Annotated in this window: 11 protein-coding genes and 1 riboswitch; of the genes, 3 read left to right on the top strand and 8 right to left on the bottom strand. The window is 72.2% G+C overall.

Annotation, left to right across the window (positions count from 1 at the left end; all coding sequences use genetic code 11):
• Nucleotides 1-10: 10 nt before the first annotated feature.
• Nucleotides 11-2,977 (bottom strand): bifunctional acetate--CoA ligase family protein/GNAT family N-acetyltransferase, encoded by a 2,967-nt coding sequence (locus tag IE264_RS32145; protein ID WP_032757127.1) that lies wholly within the window; start codon nucleotides 2,975-2,977, stop codon nucleotides 11-13.
• Between the two features lie 175 nt (nucleotides 2,978-3,152).
• Between IE264_RS32145 and IE264_RS32140 the strand changes: the two genes are divergently transcribed.
• Entirely contained in the window at nucleotides 3,153-3,434 is a 282-nt protein-coding gene (locus IE264_RS32140; RefSeq protein ID WP_015611940.1) for an HPr family phosphocarrier protein, read from the top strand.
• A 229-nt stretch (nucleotides 3,435-3,663) separates the two neighbouring features.
• Here IE264_RS32140 and IE264_RS32135 read toward each other — a convergent pair whose 3' ends face one another.
• The 4 genes from IE264_RS32135 to IE264_RS32120 all read right to left on the bottom strand — a co-directional run bounded on the left by IE264_RS32135 (nucleotide 3,664) and on the right by IE264_RS32120 (nucleotide 8,558).
• Nucleotides 3,664-4,371: a GntR family transcriptional regulator gene (locus tag IE264_RS32135; protein WP_015611939.1), complete on the bottom strand. Its 708-nt coding sequence runs from the start codon at nucleotides 4,369-4,371 to the stop codon at nucleotides 3,664-3,666.
• A gap of 223 nt (nucleotides 4,372-4,594) precedes the next feature.
• Entirely contained in the window at nucleotides 4,595-5,410 is an 816-nt protein-coding gene (locus IE264_RS32130) for a M23 family metallopeptidase (protein ID WP_032757126.1), read from the bottom strand.
• 13 nt (nucleotides 5,411-5,423) lie between these two features.
• Nucleotides 5,424-5,590: riboswitch (cyclic di-AMP (ydaO/yuaA leader) on the bottom strand.
• Nucleotides 5,591-5,814: 224 nt separating this feature from the next.
• Nucleotides 5,815-7,185: a M16 family metallopeptidase gene (locus IE264_RS32125; RefSeq protein WP_015611937.1), complete on the bottom strand. Its 1,371-nt coding sequence runs from the start codon at nucleotides 7,183-7,185 to the stop codon at nucleotides 5,815-5,817.
• Nucleotides 7,186-7,211: 26 nt separating this feature from the next.
• Entirely contained in the window at nucleotides 7,212-8,558 is a 1,347-nt protein-coding gene (locus tag IE264_RS32120) for a M16 family metallopeptidase (RefSeq protein ID WP_190167745.1), read from the bottom strand.
• A 277-nt stretch (nucleotides 8,559-8,835) separates the two neighbouring features.
• On the opposite strand from IE264_RS32120, the gene IE264_RS32115 reads away from it, so the two are divergent.
• On the top strand, nucleotides 8,836-11,289 hold the full coding sequence (locus IE264_RS32115; RefSeq protein ID WP_015611935.1) for a DNA gyrase/topoisomerase IV subunit A: 2,454 nt from the start codon (nucleotides 8,836-8,838) through the stop codon (nucleotides 11,287-11,289).
• A 37-nt stretch (nucleotides 11,290-11,326) separates the two neighbouring features.
• Here IE264_RS32115 and IE264_RS32110 read toward each other — a convergent pair whose 3' ends face one another.
• Nucleotides 11,327-12,430: a CobW family GTP-binding protein gene (locus IE264_RS32110; protein ID WP_032757125.1), complete on the bottom strand. Its 1,104-nt coding sequence runs from the start codon at nucleotides 12,428-12,430 to the stop codon at nucleotides 11,327-11,329.
• Between the two features lie 24 nt (nucleotides 12,431-12,454).
• Nucleotides 12,455-13,600: a citrate synthase/methylcitrate synthase gene (locus IE264_RS32105; RefSeq protein ID WP_032757124.1), complete on the bottom strand. Its 1,146-nt coding sequence runs from the start codon at nucleotides 13,598-13,600 to the stop codon at nucleotides 12,455-12,457.
• 111 nt (nucleotides 13,601-13,711) lie between these two features.
• On the opposite strand from IE264_RS32105, the gene IE264_RS32100 reads away from it, so the two are divergent.
• Entirely contained in the window at nucleotides 13,712-14,959 is a 1,248-nt protein-coding gene (locus tag IE264_RS32100) for a citrate synthase (protein ID WP_032757123.1), read from the top strand.
• Between the two features lie 55 nt (nucleotides 14,960-15,014).
• Here IE264_RS32100 and IE264_RS32095 read toward each other — a convergent pair whose 3' ends face one another.
• A complete protein-coding gene (locus IE264_RS32095; RefSeq protein ID WP_015611931.1) occupies nucleotides 15,015-16,034 on the bottom strand; it encodes a LacI family DNA-binding transcriptional regulator in 1,020 nt (339 codons plus the stop codon).
• Nucleotides 16,035-16,228 lie beyond the last annotated feature (194 nt).

Here is a 16,228-nt window from a genome sequence, read left to right as displayed (position 1 = left end):
CTGGGGCGGGTCAGTAGTTCGGGAGGCGGCGGGGGCCGAGGTCGCCGCGCGGGGGCGGTGGAGCGAGGCGGACGGTCGCGCCGAGCACGGTGAGGCCCTGGGGGGCCACGACCACCGGTTCGAGCGCCACGGAGACCACTTCGGGATGGTCGTCGACCAGCCGGGAGAGTCTCAGCAGCAGCTCTTCCAGGGCCGGGGTGTCGACGGGCGCCGAGCCGCGCCAGCCGAAGAGGACCGGGGCCGCCTTGATCGACCTGATCAGTTCGGCGGCGTCGCGGTCGGTGGCCGGAACCAGCCGGTGCGCGGTGTCACCGAGCAGCTCGGAGGGGGCGCCCGCCAGGCCGAAGGAGAGGACGGCCCCGGCGGCGGCGTCGATGGACGCCCGTACGACCGTGTCCACACCGCGCGGGGCCATGGACTGGACGACCGGGAGGAGTTCGGCGGGCTTGCCGAGGAGCTCGGTGACCTCCGCGTACGCGCGGCGCAGCGCGTCCTCGTCCGTGAGGTCCAGCCGTACGCCGCCGAGGTCGGCGCGGTGGCGCAGATGGGGTGCGGTGGTCTTCAGCGCCACCGGGTAGCCGAGGCGGGCGGCCGCGGCGACGGCCGCCTCGGGGTCCGGGGCGGGGAGCGTGGGGCGTACGGGGATGCCGTAGCGGCCCAGCAGCTCGCGGGCCTCGTCGTGGGTGAGGGGGCGGCCGCGCGGGTCGGGGGCGGTGCCGAGCAGGGTGTCGATCAGGGCGGCGGCGCCGGGTTCGTCGGTGGTCTCGTCCAGGAACTCGGGCACCTTGCCGGGCGTGGCCGCCTGGCGCCGCCACTGGGCGTACTTCACGGCTTCGGCCATCGCCCGTACGGCACGTTCGGCGGCGGGGTAGGCGGGGATGCGGCCGGGGCGGGCGGGGGGGTCGGCGGCTTCGGTTGCTGCGGTCTCTGCGGTCTCTGCGGTCTCTGCGGTCTCTGCGGTTCCTGCGGCGCCTGCGGTCTCTGCGGGCGCTTCGGTGCCGGGCCCCGTGGGGGCGGTCGCGGTCGCCGGGGCGGCTCCGGTGGGGGCGCCCGGCGCGGCGGCGGGCCGGCCGGCGAGCGTGGTGGGACGGGTGCGGGGTGCGGCCGTGCTGCTCGCGGCGGCGAGGGCCTCCGCGAGGCCGCCGATCTCCACGTGGACGACGGCCACGGGCTTGGCAGGTCCGCCGGCCGCGGCTCCGCGCAGGGCGGCGGCCAGCACCTCGCCGTCACCGGTCTCGGCCTCGCCGTTCTCCCCCACCCACGGGATGGCGGTGACGATCACGGCGTCGCAGGTCCCGTCGGCGAGCGCCTCGGCCAGCGCGTCCCGGAAGTCCTGCGGCGATGCGGCCGTGGTGAGGTCGCGCGGCGGGCGCGGGCGGAGCCCCTCGGCCAGGCAGGCGTCGTACGTGAGGAGGCCGAGGGACTCGGAGTTGCCGAGGATCGCGACCCGGGGCCCGGCCGGGAGCGGCTGGCCGGCCAGGAGCAGTCCGGCGTCGACCATCTCGGTCACCGTGTCGACCCGGATGACGCCCGCCTGCCGCATCAGGGCGGAGACGGTGGCGTCGGGGATGCGGCTGACCGGGACGGCGTGGCCCGGCGGGTTGGTGCCGCTGTGCCGGGCGCCCTTCACCACGACGACGGGCTTCACGGCGGCGGTGCGGCGGGCGAGGCGGGTGAACTTGCGGGGGTTGCCGAGGGATTCGAGGTAGAGGAGGGCGACGTCGGTGTCCTGGTCCTCGAACGAGTACTGGAGGAAGTCGTTGCCGGAGACGTCGGCCCGGTTGCCCGCAGAGATGAACGAGGAGAGGCCCGCGCCGCGCCGGTGGAGGCCGGAGAGGAGGGCGATGCCGATCGCGCCGGACTGGGTGAACAGGCCGATCCGGCCACGGGCGGGCGACTCGGGGGCGAGGGAGGCGTTCAGCCGGACGGACTCGGCGGTGTTGATGATGCCGAAGGCGTTCGGGCCGATGATCCGCATGCCGTACGAGCGGGCCTGGCGGACCAGTTCGCGCTGGAGCTCACGGCCGGCGGAGCCCCTCTCGGCATAGCCGGCGGAGAGGACGACGAGGCCCTGGACGCCGTGCTCGCCGCAGTCCGCGACGGCTTCGGGGACCCGGTGGGCGGGGACCGCGATGACGGCGAGGTCGACCTGCTCGTCGATCTCGCCGAGCGAGCGGTGGGCGGGGACGCCGTCGAGGGTGGCGAGGCCCTCGTCGAAGGCGCGGTTCACCGCGTAGGTGCGGCCGGTGAAGCCGGCGGCGAGGAGGTTGCGCAGGACCGTGCGGCCCACTCCCCCGGGCGTGCGGCCGGTGCCGATCACCGCGACGGAGCCGGGGGCGAGCAGGCGCTGCACCGAGCGGGCCTCGGCACGCTGCTCGCGGCCGCGCTGGACGGCGAGCGACTTCTCGGTGGGTTCGAGGTCGAGGGTGAGGTGGACGGAGCCGTCCTCGAAGCTGCGCTGCTGGGTGTAGCCGGCGTCCCGGAACACCTTGATCATCTTGTTGTTGGCGGGGAGCACCTCGGCGGCGAAGCGCCGGATCCCCCGCTCGCGGGCGACGGCTGCGATGTGTTCGAGCAGCGCCGAGGCGACGCCGCGGCCCTGGTGGGCGTCCTGGACGAGGAAGGCGACCTCGGCCTCGTCGGCGGGGGCGGAGGCTGGCCTGCCCTGCTCGTTGATGCGGTCGAAGCGGACGGTACCGATGAACTCGCCGCCGATCGTGACGGCCAGTCCCACCCGGTCGACGTAGTCGTGATGGGTGAAGCGGTGCACGTCCCGGTCGGAAAGGCGGGGGTACGGTGCGAAGAACCGGTAGTACTTCGACTCGTCGGACACCTGCTCGTAGAAGCTGACCAGCCGCTCGGCATCGTCCGTGGTGATCGGCCTGATGCGTGCGGTGCCGCCGTCACGGAGCACCACGTCCGCTTCCCAGTGGTCGGGGTACGCGTGATGCGGACTTAGCTCCGGCGTGGGCTCCATGGGCAAAGCCTACGGCTGACTTCCCGGTCGCGGAGGGATCGGTACCGAGGCAGTCTGAGGACGACCCGGACGAGGCCCAGTCGTGTGGATCAGGGCGGAGGGGAGGCCGGGCACAGCATTGCGCACCGCGTGAGAGACTGGTCTAGACAACCGTTGATATGTGAAGGGCAGAACCATGGCTGAGCGCCGCGTAAACGTCGGTTGGACCGAGGGCCTGCACGCCCGCCCCGCTTCCATCTTCGTCCGTGCCGCCACGGCTTCCGGCGTCCCGGTGACGATCGCCAAGGCCGACGGCAACCCGGTGAACGCCGCCTCCATGCTCGCGGTGCTCGGTCTGGGTGCGCAGGGCGGCGAGGAGATCGTGCTCGCGTCCGAGGCGGACAACGCCGAGGCCGCTCTGGACCGTCTGGCGAAGCTGGTCGCCGAGGGGCTCGAAGAGCTTCCCGAGACCGTCTGACCGCTCGGCGGGCCGTCCGGGCCGCCCGACCCGTTCCGGGTCCGATTCCGGTGCACCGGTCCTTTCGACCGGTTCGGCCGGAATCCCTTCTTCGCGAGAGTCGTGGAACCCTTTGGGGGACCACGGCTCTTTCGTTATTCCTGACGTCGACGCATTGCCAGGCATTGCCCATTCGGGCAGCACGAATAAAGCCCTCGGCGATTACCCCTCTTTGTATACGGCGTCATTGTTAATGCCGGACACCCGCGATGTTTACGCCGTGTTGCGAAGAACTCACCCGGGGCAGCGGCGCCGCGCGCCGGCCGGTGCGGTCCGGGCGGCGCAGCCGGTGGGCGCCGGCCGCCCGTTCCGCGTGCTGGGCGGTCAGCGCTCTGGCCCGCTCCGCGTCGCCGCGCGCCACCGCGTCCACGATCGCCCCGTGCTCGACCCAGGAGTCGACCGGGCGGGCCGGCTGCTCGACGGCGTACATCCAGGCGATCTTGTGCCGGAGCTGGGTGAGCAGCGCGATCAGGCCGGGGCTGCCGGAGGCCTGGGCGAGGGTCTCGTGGAACCAGCCGCCCAGCGACCGCAGATCCTCCCCCTCCCCCCGGCGGGCCCGTTCCTGGCCCAGTCTGACCAGCCCGCGGAGCACCTTGAGGTGGGCTTCCGTGCGGCGCTGGGCGGCCCGCGCCGCGCCGAGCGGCTCCAGGAGCATCCGCACCTCCAGCAGGTCGGCGGCCTCCTGCTCGGTGGGCTCGGCGACACAGGCCCCGGCGTGCCTGCGGGTGACGACGAAGCCCTCGGACTCCAGGGTGCGCAGCGCCTCGCGCACCGGGACGCGGGACACCCCGTACCGCCGTGCCAGCAGCTCCTCGGTGAGGCGGCTGCCGCGCTCGTAGACACCGGAGACGATGTCGTCACGGATTGCCGTGCATACCGAATGCGCGGGAATGCGCATGTCCGAACCTCCGCCTTAATCCCCGCGAAACGCGGCCGGCCGACGCCTGTTCCGTGACTCTATTGCAATCTGCCGCAATTTCCGATGGCAGGCCGGAATCCATGGATATCTTCTGGCCAAAGGTCGGGCCACGGGATGCCCGGTACGGGGGTTTCCCGGCGCATTGCCGAAGGCCCCGGCGGGAAACCGGGGCCTTCGGGTGGGGAGGTCGCGCGAGGTGGGGTCAGACGTTCAGGCCGTGCGAGCGCAGGTAGCCGACCGGGTCCATGTCCGAGCCGTACTCCGGGGTGGTCCGGGCCTCGAAGTGGAGGTGCGGGCCGGTGGAGTTGCCGGTGGAGCCGGAGAGGCCGATCTGCTGGCCGGAGGTGACGCTCTGGCCGACGGAGACGCCGATGGAGGAGAGGTGGCCGTACTGGGTGTACGTGCCGTCCGTCATCCGGAGCACGATGTTGTTGCCGTACGCGCCGCCCCAGCCGGCCTCGACGACCGTGCCGGCGCCGACCGCGACGACGGAGCTGCCGGAGGCGGCCATGAAGTCCACGCCGGAGTGGCTGCCGGAGGACCAGAGGGAGCCGCCGGTCTTGTAGCCGGTGGTGACGTGCGAGCCGGCGACCGGGAGGTGGAAGGCGTTCAGGCGGGCGCGCTCGGCGGCGCGGGCGGCGCGGGCCTTCTCCTCGCGGATCTCCTCGGCGCGGGCCTCGGCCTTGCGCTGGGCCTCCGCCTTCGCCTTGGCCTTCGCGGCCTTGACCTTGGCTTCGGCGGCGGCCTTGGCCTTCGCCTTCGCGAGGGCCTCGGCCTGCTGGTGCTGCGCCTGGGCCTGGGCTTCGATCTGCTGGGCGAGCGTGGCGTCGAGGGCGATGGCCTGGGTGAGTCCGCTCTCGGCGGCCTTGGGGGCCTCGGAGTCCGCTGCGGCGGCCGGGGAGGCCAGGGAGCCGAGGACGCCGGTGGTGGCCAGGGCCGCGATGCCGGCGGCCTGGGCGCCGCGGCGCGTCAGGCGGCTCGGGGCACGGTGCTTCCCGGTGGCACGGGTGAACGCCATGGAGGGGCTGATCCTTTCCTTCCTTCTCGCCTACCGGGTTAGCTGACGGGTTCGGAGCAGGAAGGTCTCCTACGGATCCCCGCGCCGGGTCACGGCACGGACCTCCGATTCACCCCAGGGACTGCGTGGGTCCCCGGCTCCCCAGGCTCGCGCCTGACGGGGACTCGGCGATGGCTGCCCGGCGCCGCGGGTGCGGCATACGGGTGACGGACAGCCGAGCCGACGCTAGGCGGGCCGACTTCCCATCACCAAACGGACAGGGGGATTTGTCGCGCATCCCACAGGGCAGAAAGTCACTCTCTCCAACAAAGAGAATTAATAGGCTTTAACGGACAAAGAAGGAGGACCCCGGCGAATCGCTGCCCGCCGGGGTCCTCTTCGTCCTGGTGTGTGCCGACAGGGCGTCAGCCGCTGACGACGGTCACCTCTCCGATGCCGAGCGCCTTCACCGGCTCCGCGATCTGCGCCGCGTCGCCCACGAGGACCGTGACCAGCCGGTCCACCGGGAAGGCGCTGACCACGGCCGCGGTCGCCTCCACGGTGCCCGTCTCGGCGAGGCGGGCGTACAGCTGGGCCTGGTAGTCGTCGGGCAGGTGCTGCTCGACCTGGTCGGCCAGCGTGCTCGCCACCGAGGCGGCCGTCTCGAACTTCAGCGGGGCGACGCCCACCAGGTTCTGCACGGCCGTCTCGCGCTCGGCGTCGGTCAGCCCTTCGGCCGCCAGCGTCCGCAGGACCTTCCAGAGATCGTCCAGCGCCGGGCCGGTGGACTCGGTGTCCACCGAACCGCTGATGGCGAGCATGGCCGCGCCGCCCGAGTCGGGGCCGGTCGAGCGCAGGACCTGGGCGAAGGCCCGTACGCCGTAGGTGTAGCCCTTCTCCTCACGCAGCACCCGGTCCAGCCGGGAGGTGAGGGTGCCGCCCAGGCAGTACGTGCCGAGCACCTGCGCGGGCCATACGCGCTCGTGCCGGTCGGCGCCGATACGGCCGATCAGCAGCTGGGTCTGGACCGCGCCGGGGCGGTCCACGATGACCACACGGCCGGTGTCGTCGGCGGTGATCGGCGGGACCGGGCGGGCCTGGCCCGCGTCGCCCGACCAGTCGCCGAGGGTGTCGGCGAGCAGGGCGTCCAGGTCGATGCCCGTGAGGTCACCGACGATCACGGCCGTCGCGGTGGCCGGGCGGATGTGGGCGTCGAAGAAGGCGCGCACGGCGGCGGCGTCGATCCGCCGCACCGTCTCCTCGGTGCCCAGGCGCGGACGGGACATCCGGGCGGTGGCCGGAAAGAGCTCCTTGGAGAGCTGCTTGGCGGCGCGCCGGGACGGGTTGGCCTGCTCGTGCGGGATCTCGTCGAGGCGGTTGCCGACGAGGCGCTCGATCTCGCTCTCGGCGAAGGCCGGGGCGCGCAGGGCCTCGGCGACCAGGCCGAGCGCCTTGGCCAGCCGGGAGGCCGGGACCTCCAGGGAGACCCGGACGCCGGGGTGGTCGGCGTGCGCGTCGAGGGTGGCGCCGCAGCGCTCCAGCTCGGCGGCGAACTCCTCGGCGCTGCGCTTGTCGGTGCCCTCGGAGAGCGCGCGCGACATGATCGTGGCCACACCGTCCAGGCCCTCGGGCTCGGCGTCCAGCGGCGCGTCGAGGAAGATCTCCACGGCGACGACCTGCTGGCCGGGGCGGTGGCAGCGCAGCACGGTCAGCCCGTTGGGCAGGGCGCCGCGCTCGGGCGCGGGGAACGCCCAGGGCCGGGCGGTGCCCGGGGTCGGCTGCGGGTGGTACTCCATGGCTACTCCAGTCACGGCGGCGTCGCTCACTTGTCCGCCCCCTCGGGCTCGTCGGTGCCTTCGGCCTCGTCGGCCGGCTCGATGGGCTCGTAGACCAGCACCGCCCGGTTGTCGGGACGCAGGGCCGCCTCCGCCGCCTCGCGCACCTCCTCCGCGGTGATGTCCAGGACACGTCCCACGGCACTCAGGGCGAGCTGCGGGTCACCGAACAGGACCGCGTAGCGGCACAGTTCGTCGGCCCGGCCCGCGACCGTCCCCAGGCGGTCCAGCCACTCGCGCTCCAACTGGGCCTGCGCCCGCTCCATCTCCTCCGGAGTGGGGCCGTCGGCGGCGAACCGGGCCAGCTCCTCGTCGACCGCGGCCTCGATCGTCTCCACCTCGACACCGCCGGAGGTCTTCACGTCCAGCCAGCCCAGCGAGGGCGCCCCGGCGAGCCGCAGCAGCCCGAAGCCCGCCGCCACCGCCGTACGGTCGCGCCGGACCAGGCGGTTGTGCAGCCGCGAGGACTCGCCGCCGCCCAGCACGGTGAGCGCCAGGTCGGCCGCGTCACAGGCGCGGGTGCCGTCGTGCGGGAGGCGGTAGGCGGCCATCAGCGCACGCGCCGGGACCTCCTCGTGGACCACTTCGCGCAGCTGCTCGCCGATGGTCTCGGGCAGCGTGCCGTCGCGCGGCGGCTGCTTGCCGTCGTGGGACGGGATGGAGCCGAAGTACTTCTCGACCCAGGCGAGGGTCTGCTCGGGGTCGATGTCCCCGACGATCGAGAGCACCGCGTTGTTGGGCGCGTAGTACGTACGGAAGAACGCGCGGGCGTCCTCCAGGGTTGCCGCGTCCAGGTCGGCCATGGAGCCGATCGGGGTGTGGTGGTACGGGTGGCCCTCGGGGTAGGCGAGGGCGGTGAGCTTCTCGAACGCGGTGCCGTAGGGCACGTTGTCGTAACGCTGGCGCCGCTCGTTCTTGACGACGTCGCGCTGGTTCTCCATGGACTCCTCGTCGAGCGCGGCGAGGAGGGATCCCATACGGTCGGCTTCCAGCCAGAGAGCCAGCTCCACCTGGTGGGTGGGCATGGTCTCGAAGTAGTTGGTCCGCTCGAAGCTGGTCGTCCCGTTGAGCGAGCCGCCGGCCCCCTGGACGAGCTCGAAGTGCCCGTTCCCCTTGACCTGTCCCGAGCCCTGGAACATCAGGTGCTCGAAGAGGTGAGCCAGACCGGTGCGTCCCTTGACCTCGTGGCGCGAACCGACGTCGTACCAGAGGCAGACCGCGGCGACCGGGGTCAGATGGTCCTCGGAGAGCACCACACGCAGGCCGTTGGCCAGGCGGTGCTCGGTCGCTGTCAAGCCGCCGGAGCCGGCCTGTGCTGTGGCCGTGTGACCCATGGGCATGTACGTCCCTTCGATCGCGATACTGGACTTCCTGCCAGACCTGCCACTCTAAGCAAGCGCACCGGCACCTGGCGAAGTTCCCGTTCCGTGGATGTTTCCGTCGATGGTGCCCCAGGTGGCACCGCGCGGGACCGCTTCGGACGGGTCGAGGTCCGCGTTGTCAGTGCGGCGGTCCACAATGGTCCGCGTCAGTAGCTCGACTTGTCAGCTCGTGTCGCCCCGAACAAGCTCAGGTTGTCCGAACAGAATCCGTGAAGGAGTCGCAGCCGCGATGGCCCGCCGTAGCACGAAGACCCCGCCGCCGGACGACTTCGAGGAGAAGATCCTCGACATCGACGTCGTCGACGAAATGCAGGGCTCCTTCCTCGAGTACGCGTACTCGGTGATCTACTCCAGGGCCCTGCCCGACGCCCGCGACGGCATGAAGCCGGTGCACCGGCGCATCGTGTCCCAGATGAACGAGATGGGACTGCGCCCCGACCGCGGCTATGTGAAGTGCGCGCGCGTCGTCGGCGAGGTCATGGGCAAGCTGCACCCCCACGGTGACGCGTCGATCTACGACGCCCTGGTGCGGATGGCACAGCCCTTCTCGATGCGGCTGCCCCTCGTCGACGGCCACGGCAACTTCGGCTCCCTCGGCAACGACGACCCGCCGGCCGCGATGCGGTACACCGAGTGCCGGATGGCCGACGCCACGTCGTTGATGACCGAGGCGATCGACGAGGACACCGTCGATTTCCAGTCGAACTACGACGGCCAGGAGCGCGAGCCGGTCGTCCTCCCGGCGGCCTATCCCAACCTCCTGGTCAACGGGGTCTCGGGGATCGCCGTCGGCATGGCGACCAACATGCCGCCGCACAACCTGGGCGAGGTCATCGCCGCCGCCCGCCACCTGATCAAGCACCCGGGCGCCGACATCGAGACGCTGATGCGTTTCGTCCCCGGCCCCGACCTGCCCACCGGCGGCCGCATCGTCGGGCTGAACGGCATCAAGGACGCGTACACGGCGGGCCGCGGCACGTTCAAGATCCGCGCCACCGTCGCCGTGGAGGACGTGACGGCGCGCCGCAAGGGCCTCGTCGTCACCGAACTGCCGTTCACCGTCGGCCCGGAGAAGGTGATCGCCAAGATCAAGGACCTGGTCTCGGCGAAGAAGCTCCAGGGCATCGCCGACGTCAAGGACCTCACCGACCGTGCGCACGGCCTGCGTCTGGTCATCGAGGTGAAGAACGGCTTCGTGCCGGAAGCCGTGCTGGAGCAGCTCTACAAGCTGACGCCGATGGAGGAGTCCTTCGGCATCAACAACGTGGCCCTGGTCGACGGCCAGCCGCTCACCCTGGGCCTCAAGGAGCTGCTGGAGGTCTATCTCGACCACCGCTTCGAGGTGGTGCGCCGGCGCAGCGAGTTCCGCCGCACCAAGCGCCGCGACCGGCTGCACCTGGTCGAGGGGCTGATCGTCGCCCTCCTCGACATCGACGAGGTCATCCGGATCATCCGGGACAGCGACAACTCGGCGCAGGCGAAGGAGCGCCTGATGGCGCACTTCTCGCTGAGCGAGATCCAGACGCAGTACATCCTGGACACCCCGCTCCGTCGGCTCACCCGCTTCGACCGGATCGAGCTGGAGAGCGAGCGCGACCGGCTCAACGGCGAGATCGAGGCGCTGACCGCGATCCTGGAGTCGGACGCGGAGCTGCGCAAGCTGGTCTCCACGGAACTGGCCGCGGTGGCGAAGAAGTTCGGCACGGACCGGCGCACGGTGCTGCTGGAGTCGGCCGGTTCGCAGATCGCGTCCGTACCGCTGGAGGTCGCCGACGACCCGTGCCGGGTGCTCCTGTCCTCGACGGGGCTGCTGGCCCGGACGGCCAACGCGGACCCGGTCGAGATCTCCGAGGACGCCCGGCGGACGAAGCACGACGTGATCGTCTCGGCGGTCGCGGCGACGGCCCGCGGCGATGTCGGGGCGGTGACCTCCACGGGGCGGCTGCTGCGGCTCTCGGTGATCGACCTGCCGCAGCTGCCGGACACCCACGCGGAGCCCAACCTCTCGGGCGGGGCGATGATCTCGGAGTTCCTCAGCCTGGAGGCGGACGAGGAGCTCATCTGCCTCACCACGCTGGACGAGGCCTCGCCGGGGCTGGCGATCGGCACCCTCCAGGGCGTGGTGAAGCGCGTGGTGCCGGACTATCCGGCCAACAAGGACGAGCTGGAGGTCATCACCCTCAAGGACGGTGACCGCATCGTGGGCGCGACCGAGCTGCGTACGGGCGAGGAGGATCTGGTCTTCATCACCTCCGACGCCCAGCTCCTGCGCTACCCGGCGGGTTCGGTGCGTCCGCAGGGGCGGGCCGCCGGAGGGATGGCGGGCGTCAAGCTGACGGCCGGGGCCGAGGTGCTGTCGTTCACGGCGGTCGATCCGGCGGCGGACGCGATCGTGTTCACGGTGGCCGGTTCGCACGGGACGCTGGACGACTCGGTGCTGACGTCGAAGCTCACCCCGTTCGACCAGTATCCGCGCAAGGGCCGGGCGACCGGCGGGGTGCGCTGCCAGCGGTTCCTGAAGGGTGAGGACGTCCTGGTCTTCGCCTGGGCGGGCGCCACGCCGGCCCGGGCCGCCCAGAAGAACGGCACCCCGGCGAAGCTGCCGGAGCCGGACCCGCGCCGCGACGGTTCGGGCACGCCGCTGCTGGAGCCGGTGGCCGTGATCGCCGGGGCGCCGCTGTAGGCGGGCTCGGGACGTGCCGGGGAGCGGCCCGGGGGCGTTACGCCTCTGCGGCCGTTTCCTGCACGTCCGCTCCTTCTCGTACGTCCTCGGGTTCCTGTTGTACGTACCGGAGCACGCCCCACATGGCGCGTTCGGCGTCAGGGGTGGCGGGACCGGGCTCGGCCCGGCAGGCCGCCAGCCCGGCCCGCAGCGCCTCGGCGTCGATCCCGGCCCCGATCATGACGAGCTGGGTGAGCCGCTGTTCACCCCGCGCCCAGGGCTGCGGCACGAAGCGCAGGAACCGGCCGACCGCGTGGAGCGCGTACTTGTTGTCACGGTCCCCCGTTCCGAAGTCCGCGAACCCCTTGATCCGGTAGAGGCCTTCGGGCCGGGAGTCGAGGAACGCGATGAAGCGGCGCGGGTCCATCGGGATGTCCGAGGTGAAGTCGACGCTCTCGTAGGCCGCATGGAGGTGGTCCTCGTGCGCGTGGCCCGCCTCCTCCCGCAGCAGGTCCTCGAAGGTGAGCTGACGGATCTTCTCCTCGCCGTCCGGCCGCAGCGCGGGATCGAAGAGCAGCTCGGGGTCGATCCGGCCGTGCACGGCCGGGATGACGGCGGCGGGCCCGCTCAGCTCCACGACACGTTCGCGCAGCCGCTCCTGCTCGGCCTCCCCCACCCGGTCGGTCTTGTTCAGGACCACCAGGTCGGCGACGGCCAGATGGCGGTCGATCTCGGGGTGGCGCTCCCGGGTCGCGTCGAACTCGGCGGCGTCGACGACCTCGACCAGACCGCCGTACAGGATGTGCGGGTTCTCGCTGGCCAGCAGCATCCGTACGAGCTCCTGGGGTTCGGCGAGACCGCTCGCCTCGATGACGATCACGTCCAGCCGGGCGGAGGGGCGGGTGAGCGTCTCCAGGAAGGTGTCGAGTTCGCTCGCGTCGACCGCGCAGCACAGGCAGCCGTTGCCCAGGGAGACCGTCGAGCCGACCTGCCCCGCGACGGTCATGGCGTCGATCTCGATGGACCCGAAGTCGTTGACGATCACGCCGATCCGGGTGCCCGCGCGGTTGCGGAGCAGGTGGTTCAGGAGGGTGGTCTTGCCTGATCCGAGAAAGCCCGCCAGGACGACGACCGGGATCTGCTGGGTGCGGGGCGGGGTCAACGGGGGCCTTCCTCGGATGGGCGGTCAGGGCGCGGGGACCGGCTGCGGCGGGGGTGTGCCGATGTAGCGGGCCGCCGGGCGGATGATCTTCGAGTCCTCCGCCTGCTCCAGGATATTGGCGCTCCACCCGATCACCCGCGCCGCGCAGAAGGTGGGCGTGAACATCGCGCGCGGCAGCCCGCAGAGCTCCATGACGACCCCGGCGTAGAACTCCACGTTGGTGTGCAGCTCCCGCCCCGGCTTGAGCTCGGCGAGGATGGCCTCCACCTGCTGCTCGACCTCCACGGCGAAGTCGACGAGCGGCCCGCCGAAGCTCTGCGCGATCGATTTGAGCATCCGGGAGCGCGGGTCCTCGGTGCGGTAGACGGGGTGGCCGAAGCCCATGATGCGGCGGCCGGAGAGGACCTGTTCGCGGATCCAGCCGTCGATGCGGTCCGGGGTGCCGATGGCGTCCAGGGTGTCCAGGGCGCGGCTGGGCGCTCCGCCGTGCAGCGGTCCGGAGAGCGCTCCGACGGCGGCGACCAGGCAGGCGGCCAGGTCGGCGCCGGTGGAGGCGACGACGCGGGCGGTGAACGTGGAGGCGTTGAAGCCGTGGTCGACGGTGGAGATCAGGTACTGCTCGACGGCCCGGACCCGGTCGGGCTCCGGCTCGCTGCCGGTGAGCATGTACAGGTAGTTGGCCGCGTAGGGCAGGTCCTCGCGGGGCTCGACGGGTTCGAGGCCCTGGCCGAGGCGCTGGAGCGCGGTCAGGATCGTGGGTACGGCGGCGCAGGCGGCCAGTGCGTCCGCGCGGCGGCGGTCGGCGTCGAGGTCGTAGACCGGGCGGTATCCGGTGGAGGCGCCGAGCAGCGACAGGGCCGTACGGAGTCCGGCGAGCGGGCCGGAGACGGCGCCCGCGCGGGCGATGGCGGGCAGCGCCTCGCGCACCTCGGCGGGGAGCGTCCGCAACCTCGCCGTACGGGCCGCGAAGTCGGCGGCCGCCGCCCGGCCGGGCAGCTCGCCGTGGAACATCAGGTACCAGACGTCCTCGAAGCTGCGGGTCCGCGCGAGCTCGATCGCCGAGTACTGGCGGTAGTGGTAGAAGCCCTCACGGCCGCGTACGTCGCCGAGGGCGGTGTCGGTGACGACGACGCCGGCGAGACCGCGGGGGACGGCAGAGGTGGTGGTCATGGCTGTTCTCTCCTCCATGCATGCAGCATTGATTCGACTGTCCATGCTTGACTGTAAGTCTGTCAATGTTGACTGAATCAATGTGAACGCGGAGTGGATACGGTGGTTCCCATGACGGATCAACCAGAGCCCGGCCGACCGGACGCACCCCGGCTCACCACCCGGGAGGCGGCCGAGCTGCTCGGGGTGAAGCCCGAGACGGTGTACGCGTACGTCAGCCGGGGTCAGCTCAGCAGTGAGCGGGCGGCCGGAGGCAGGGGCTCCACGTTCGACGCCGACGAGGTGCGGGCGCTGGCCCGGCGCTCGGGGCGGCGCGAGCCGTCACCGGCCGGGGGCGACCTCGTCTTCCGTACCGGCATCACCCTCATCGAGCAGGACCGGTACTACTTCCGCGGGGTCGATGCGACGGAGCTGGCCCGGAACCACAGCTTCGAGGAGGTCGCGGAGTGGCTCTGGACCGGTGAGCTCCGGCCCGGGGTGCGCTTCACCGCGCCCTCCGAGACCCTGGCGGCGGCCCGCCGGACGGTCGGTGCGCTGCCCGCGCACAGCGGTTCGACGGACCGGCTGCGGGTGGCGGTGACCGCTGCGGCCGCCACGGATCCGATGCGCTTCGACCTCTCGCCGGGGGCGGTCCTGAGCAGTGCGCGGAGCCTGATCCCGACGCTGGTGGGGGCGTTGCCGGTGCTCGGCTCGACGGAAGCGGACGGGGGTTCCCTGGCGCGCGAGCTGTGGCCCCGGCTGACCGCGCGGCCGGCGGACGCCCCGGCCCTCGCCGTCCTGAACGCGGCCCTGGCCCTCCTGATCGACCACGACCTGGCGGCCTCCACCCTGGCCGCCCGGGTCGCGGCCTCGGCGCGCGCCCATCCGTACGCCGTGGTCTCCGCCGGCCTCGGCGTCCTGGAGGGGCCGCTGCACGGAGCCGCGAGCGGACTGGCCCACCGCATGCTCCAGGAGGCGGTGGACCGGGGCAGCGCGGTCCCCGTGGTCGCCGACCATCTGCGGACCGGGCGCCCGGTGCCGGGACTGGGCCACCGGCTGTACCAGGGCGAGGACCCGCGGGCCCGAACCCTGTTCGCCCTGCTGGAGGACGTACCGCAGGCGGCCGGAGCGCTGGCGGCGGCCCGGGAGGTCGTCGCCACGACGGCCCGTCACGCGCCGCTGCACGCCAACATCGACCTGGCGCTCGCCGTCCTCTCCGTCTCCTGCGGGATGGCGGCGGAGGCGGGCGAGACGGTGTTCGCGGTCTCCCGCACGGCGGGCTGGGTCGCGCACGCGCTGGAGGAGTACGGGGAGCGTCCGCTGCGGATCAGGCCGAGCGGGCATTACACCGGCCCCCGGCCACCCCGGCCCGCCCCTTGAGACCCGGCCCGCCCCCTGAGCCCTCAGGTCCGGACCAGCGCAAATTAGCTACGGATCAGAGGGAATTCTCGCGCGGCGGCTGGGCGGTGGATCCGCGCACCACCAGTTCGGGCTCGAAGAGCAGCTCGTCCGAGGGCACGGTCCGGCCGCCGATCTGCACCGAGAGCAGCTCCACGGCCGCGCGCCCCATGGCCTCGATGGGCTGACGGACGGTGGTCAGCGGCGGCTCGGTGCAGTTCATGAACGCCGAGTCGTCGTAGCCCACGACCGATACGTCGTCGGGCACCGAGAGTCCCCGGCGGCGGGCGGCCCTAACCGCGCCCAGGGCGAGCGGGTCGCTGGCGCAGATGATGCCGGTGACACCCCGCTCCAGCAGCCTCATGGCGGCGGCCTGCCCGCCCTCCAGCGAGAACATCGCCCGCGCCACCCACTCGTCGGGGATGCTCGTGCCGGTCTCCTCGGCGAGCACCCGAGCGGCGGCCAGCTTGCGCTGCGAGGGCACATGGTCGGACGGGCCGAGGACGAGGCCGATGCGCTCGTGGCCCAGCGAGACGAGGTGGCGCCAGGCCTGCTCGACGGCGACGGAGTCGTCGCAGGAGACGCCCGGGAAGCCGAGCCGGTCGATGGCCGCGTTGATCAGGACGACGGGGATCTTGCGGTCGGCGAGCACCTTGTAGTGGTCGTGCGGGGCGTCCTCCTGGTGGTACAGGCCGCCCGCGAAGACCACGCCGGAGACCTGCTGCTGGAGGAGGAGCTCGACGTAGTCGGCCTCCGAGACCCCGCCCTTGGTCTGGGTGCAGAGCACCGGGGTGAGCCCCTGCTGGGCGAGGGCGCCGCCGACCACCTCGGCGAAGGCCGGGAAGATCGGGTTCTGCAGCTCGGGCAGGACGAGCCCGACCAGCCGGGCCCGCTCCCCCCGCAACTGCGTGGGCCGCTCGTAGCCGAGGACGTCCAGCGCGGAGAGAACAGCCTGCCTGGTGGCGTCGGAGACGCCCGGCTTACCGTTCAGCACCCGGCTGACCGTCGCCTCGCTGACTCCCACCTTCTGGGCCACTTGAGCAAGTCGTCGCGTCATGAGCGCAAGATTAGCGCAAGAAGTGCAAGTAGATTGCGCTACTGCCGAACTCCCCGCAACGTTCTCAGAACGCCCGTACGAGAACGCTCACAGAAGGTGCGCCGTCAGGCAAGGGGTGTACGCGGATCCCCTGCCCCCTCCACCCCGCACCCGTCCATGGATTTCCACCGGCCCTCGACGCCGTCTACCGTCTC

It is taken from the genome of Streptomyces microflavus, from assembly GCF_014650075.1.
GTDB classification, from domain to species: Bacteria; Actinomycetota; Actinomycetes; order Streptomycetales; family Streptomycetaceae; genus Streptomyces; species Streptomyces microflavus.
Note: the sequence above shows the minus strand (reverse complement) of the source record. Positions and strands in the feature narration are given on the sequence as shown.

Coding starts and splice junctions, on each gene's coding strand:
- IE264_RS32145 (WP_032757127.1), bottom strand. CDS start 2,977: ATGGAGCCCACGCCGGAGCTAAGTCCGCATCACGCGTACCCCGACCAC.
- IE264_RS32140 (WP_015611940.1), top strand. CDS start 3,153: ATGGCTGAGCGCCGCGTAAACGTCGGTTGGACCGAGGGCCTGCACGCC.
- IE264_RS32135 (WP_015611939.1), bottom strand. CDS start 4,371: ATGCGCATTCCCGCGCATTCGGTATGCACGGCAATCCGTGACGACATC.
- IE264_RS32130 (WP_032757126.1), bottom strand. CDS start 5,410: ATGGCGTTCACCCGTGCCACCGGGAAGCACCGTGCCCCGAGCCGCCTG.
- IE264_RS32125 (WP_015611937.1), bottom strand. CDS start 7,185: ATGGAGTACCACCCGCAGCCGACCCCGGGCACCGCCCGGCCCTGGGCG.
- IE264_RS32120 (WP_190167745.1), bottom strand. CDS start 8,558: ATGGGTCACACGGCCACAGCACAGGCCGGCTCCGGCGGCTTGACAGCG.
- IE264_RS32115 (WP_015611935.1), top strand. CDS start 8,836: ATGGCCCGCCGTAGCACGAAGACCCCGCCGCCGGACGACTTCGAGGAG.
- IE264_RS32105 (WP_032757124.1), bottom strand. CDS start 13,600: ATGACCACCACCTCTGCCGTCCCCCGCGGTCTCGCCGGCGTCGTCGTC.
- IE264_RS32100 (WP_032757123.1), top strand. CDS start 13,712: ATGACGGATCAACCAGAGCCCGGCCGACCGGACGCACCCCGGCTCACC.
- IE264_RS32095 (WP_015611931.1), bottom strand. CDS start 16,034: ATGACGCGACGACTTGCTCAAGTGGCCCAGAAGGTGGGAGTCAGCGAG.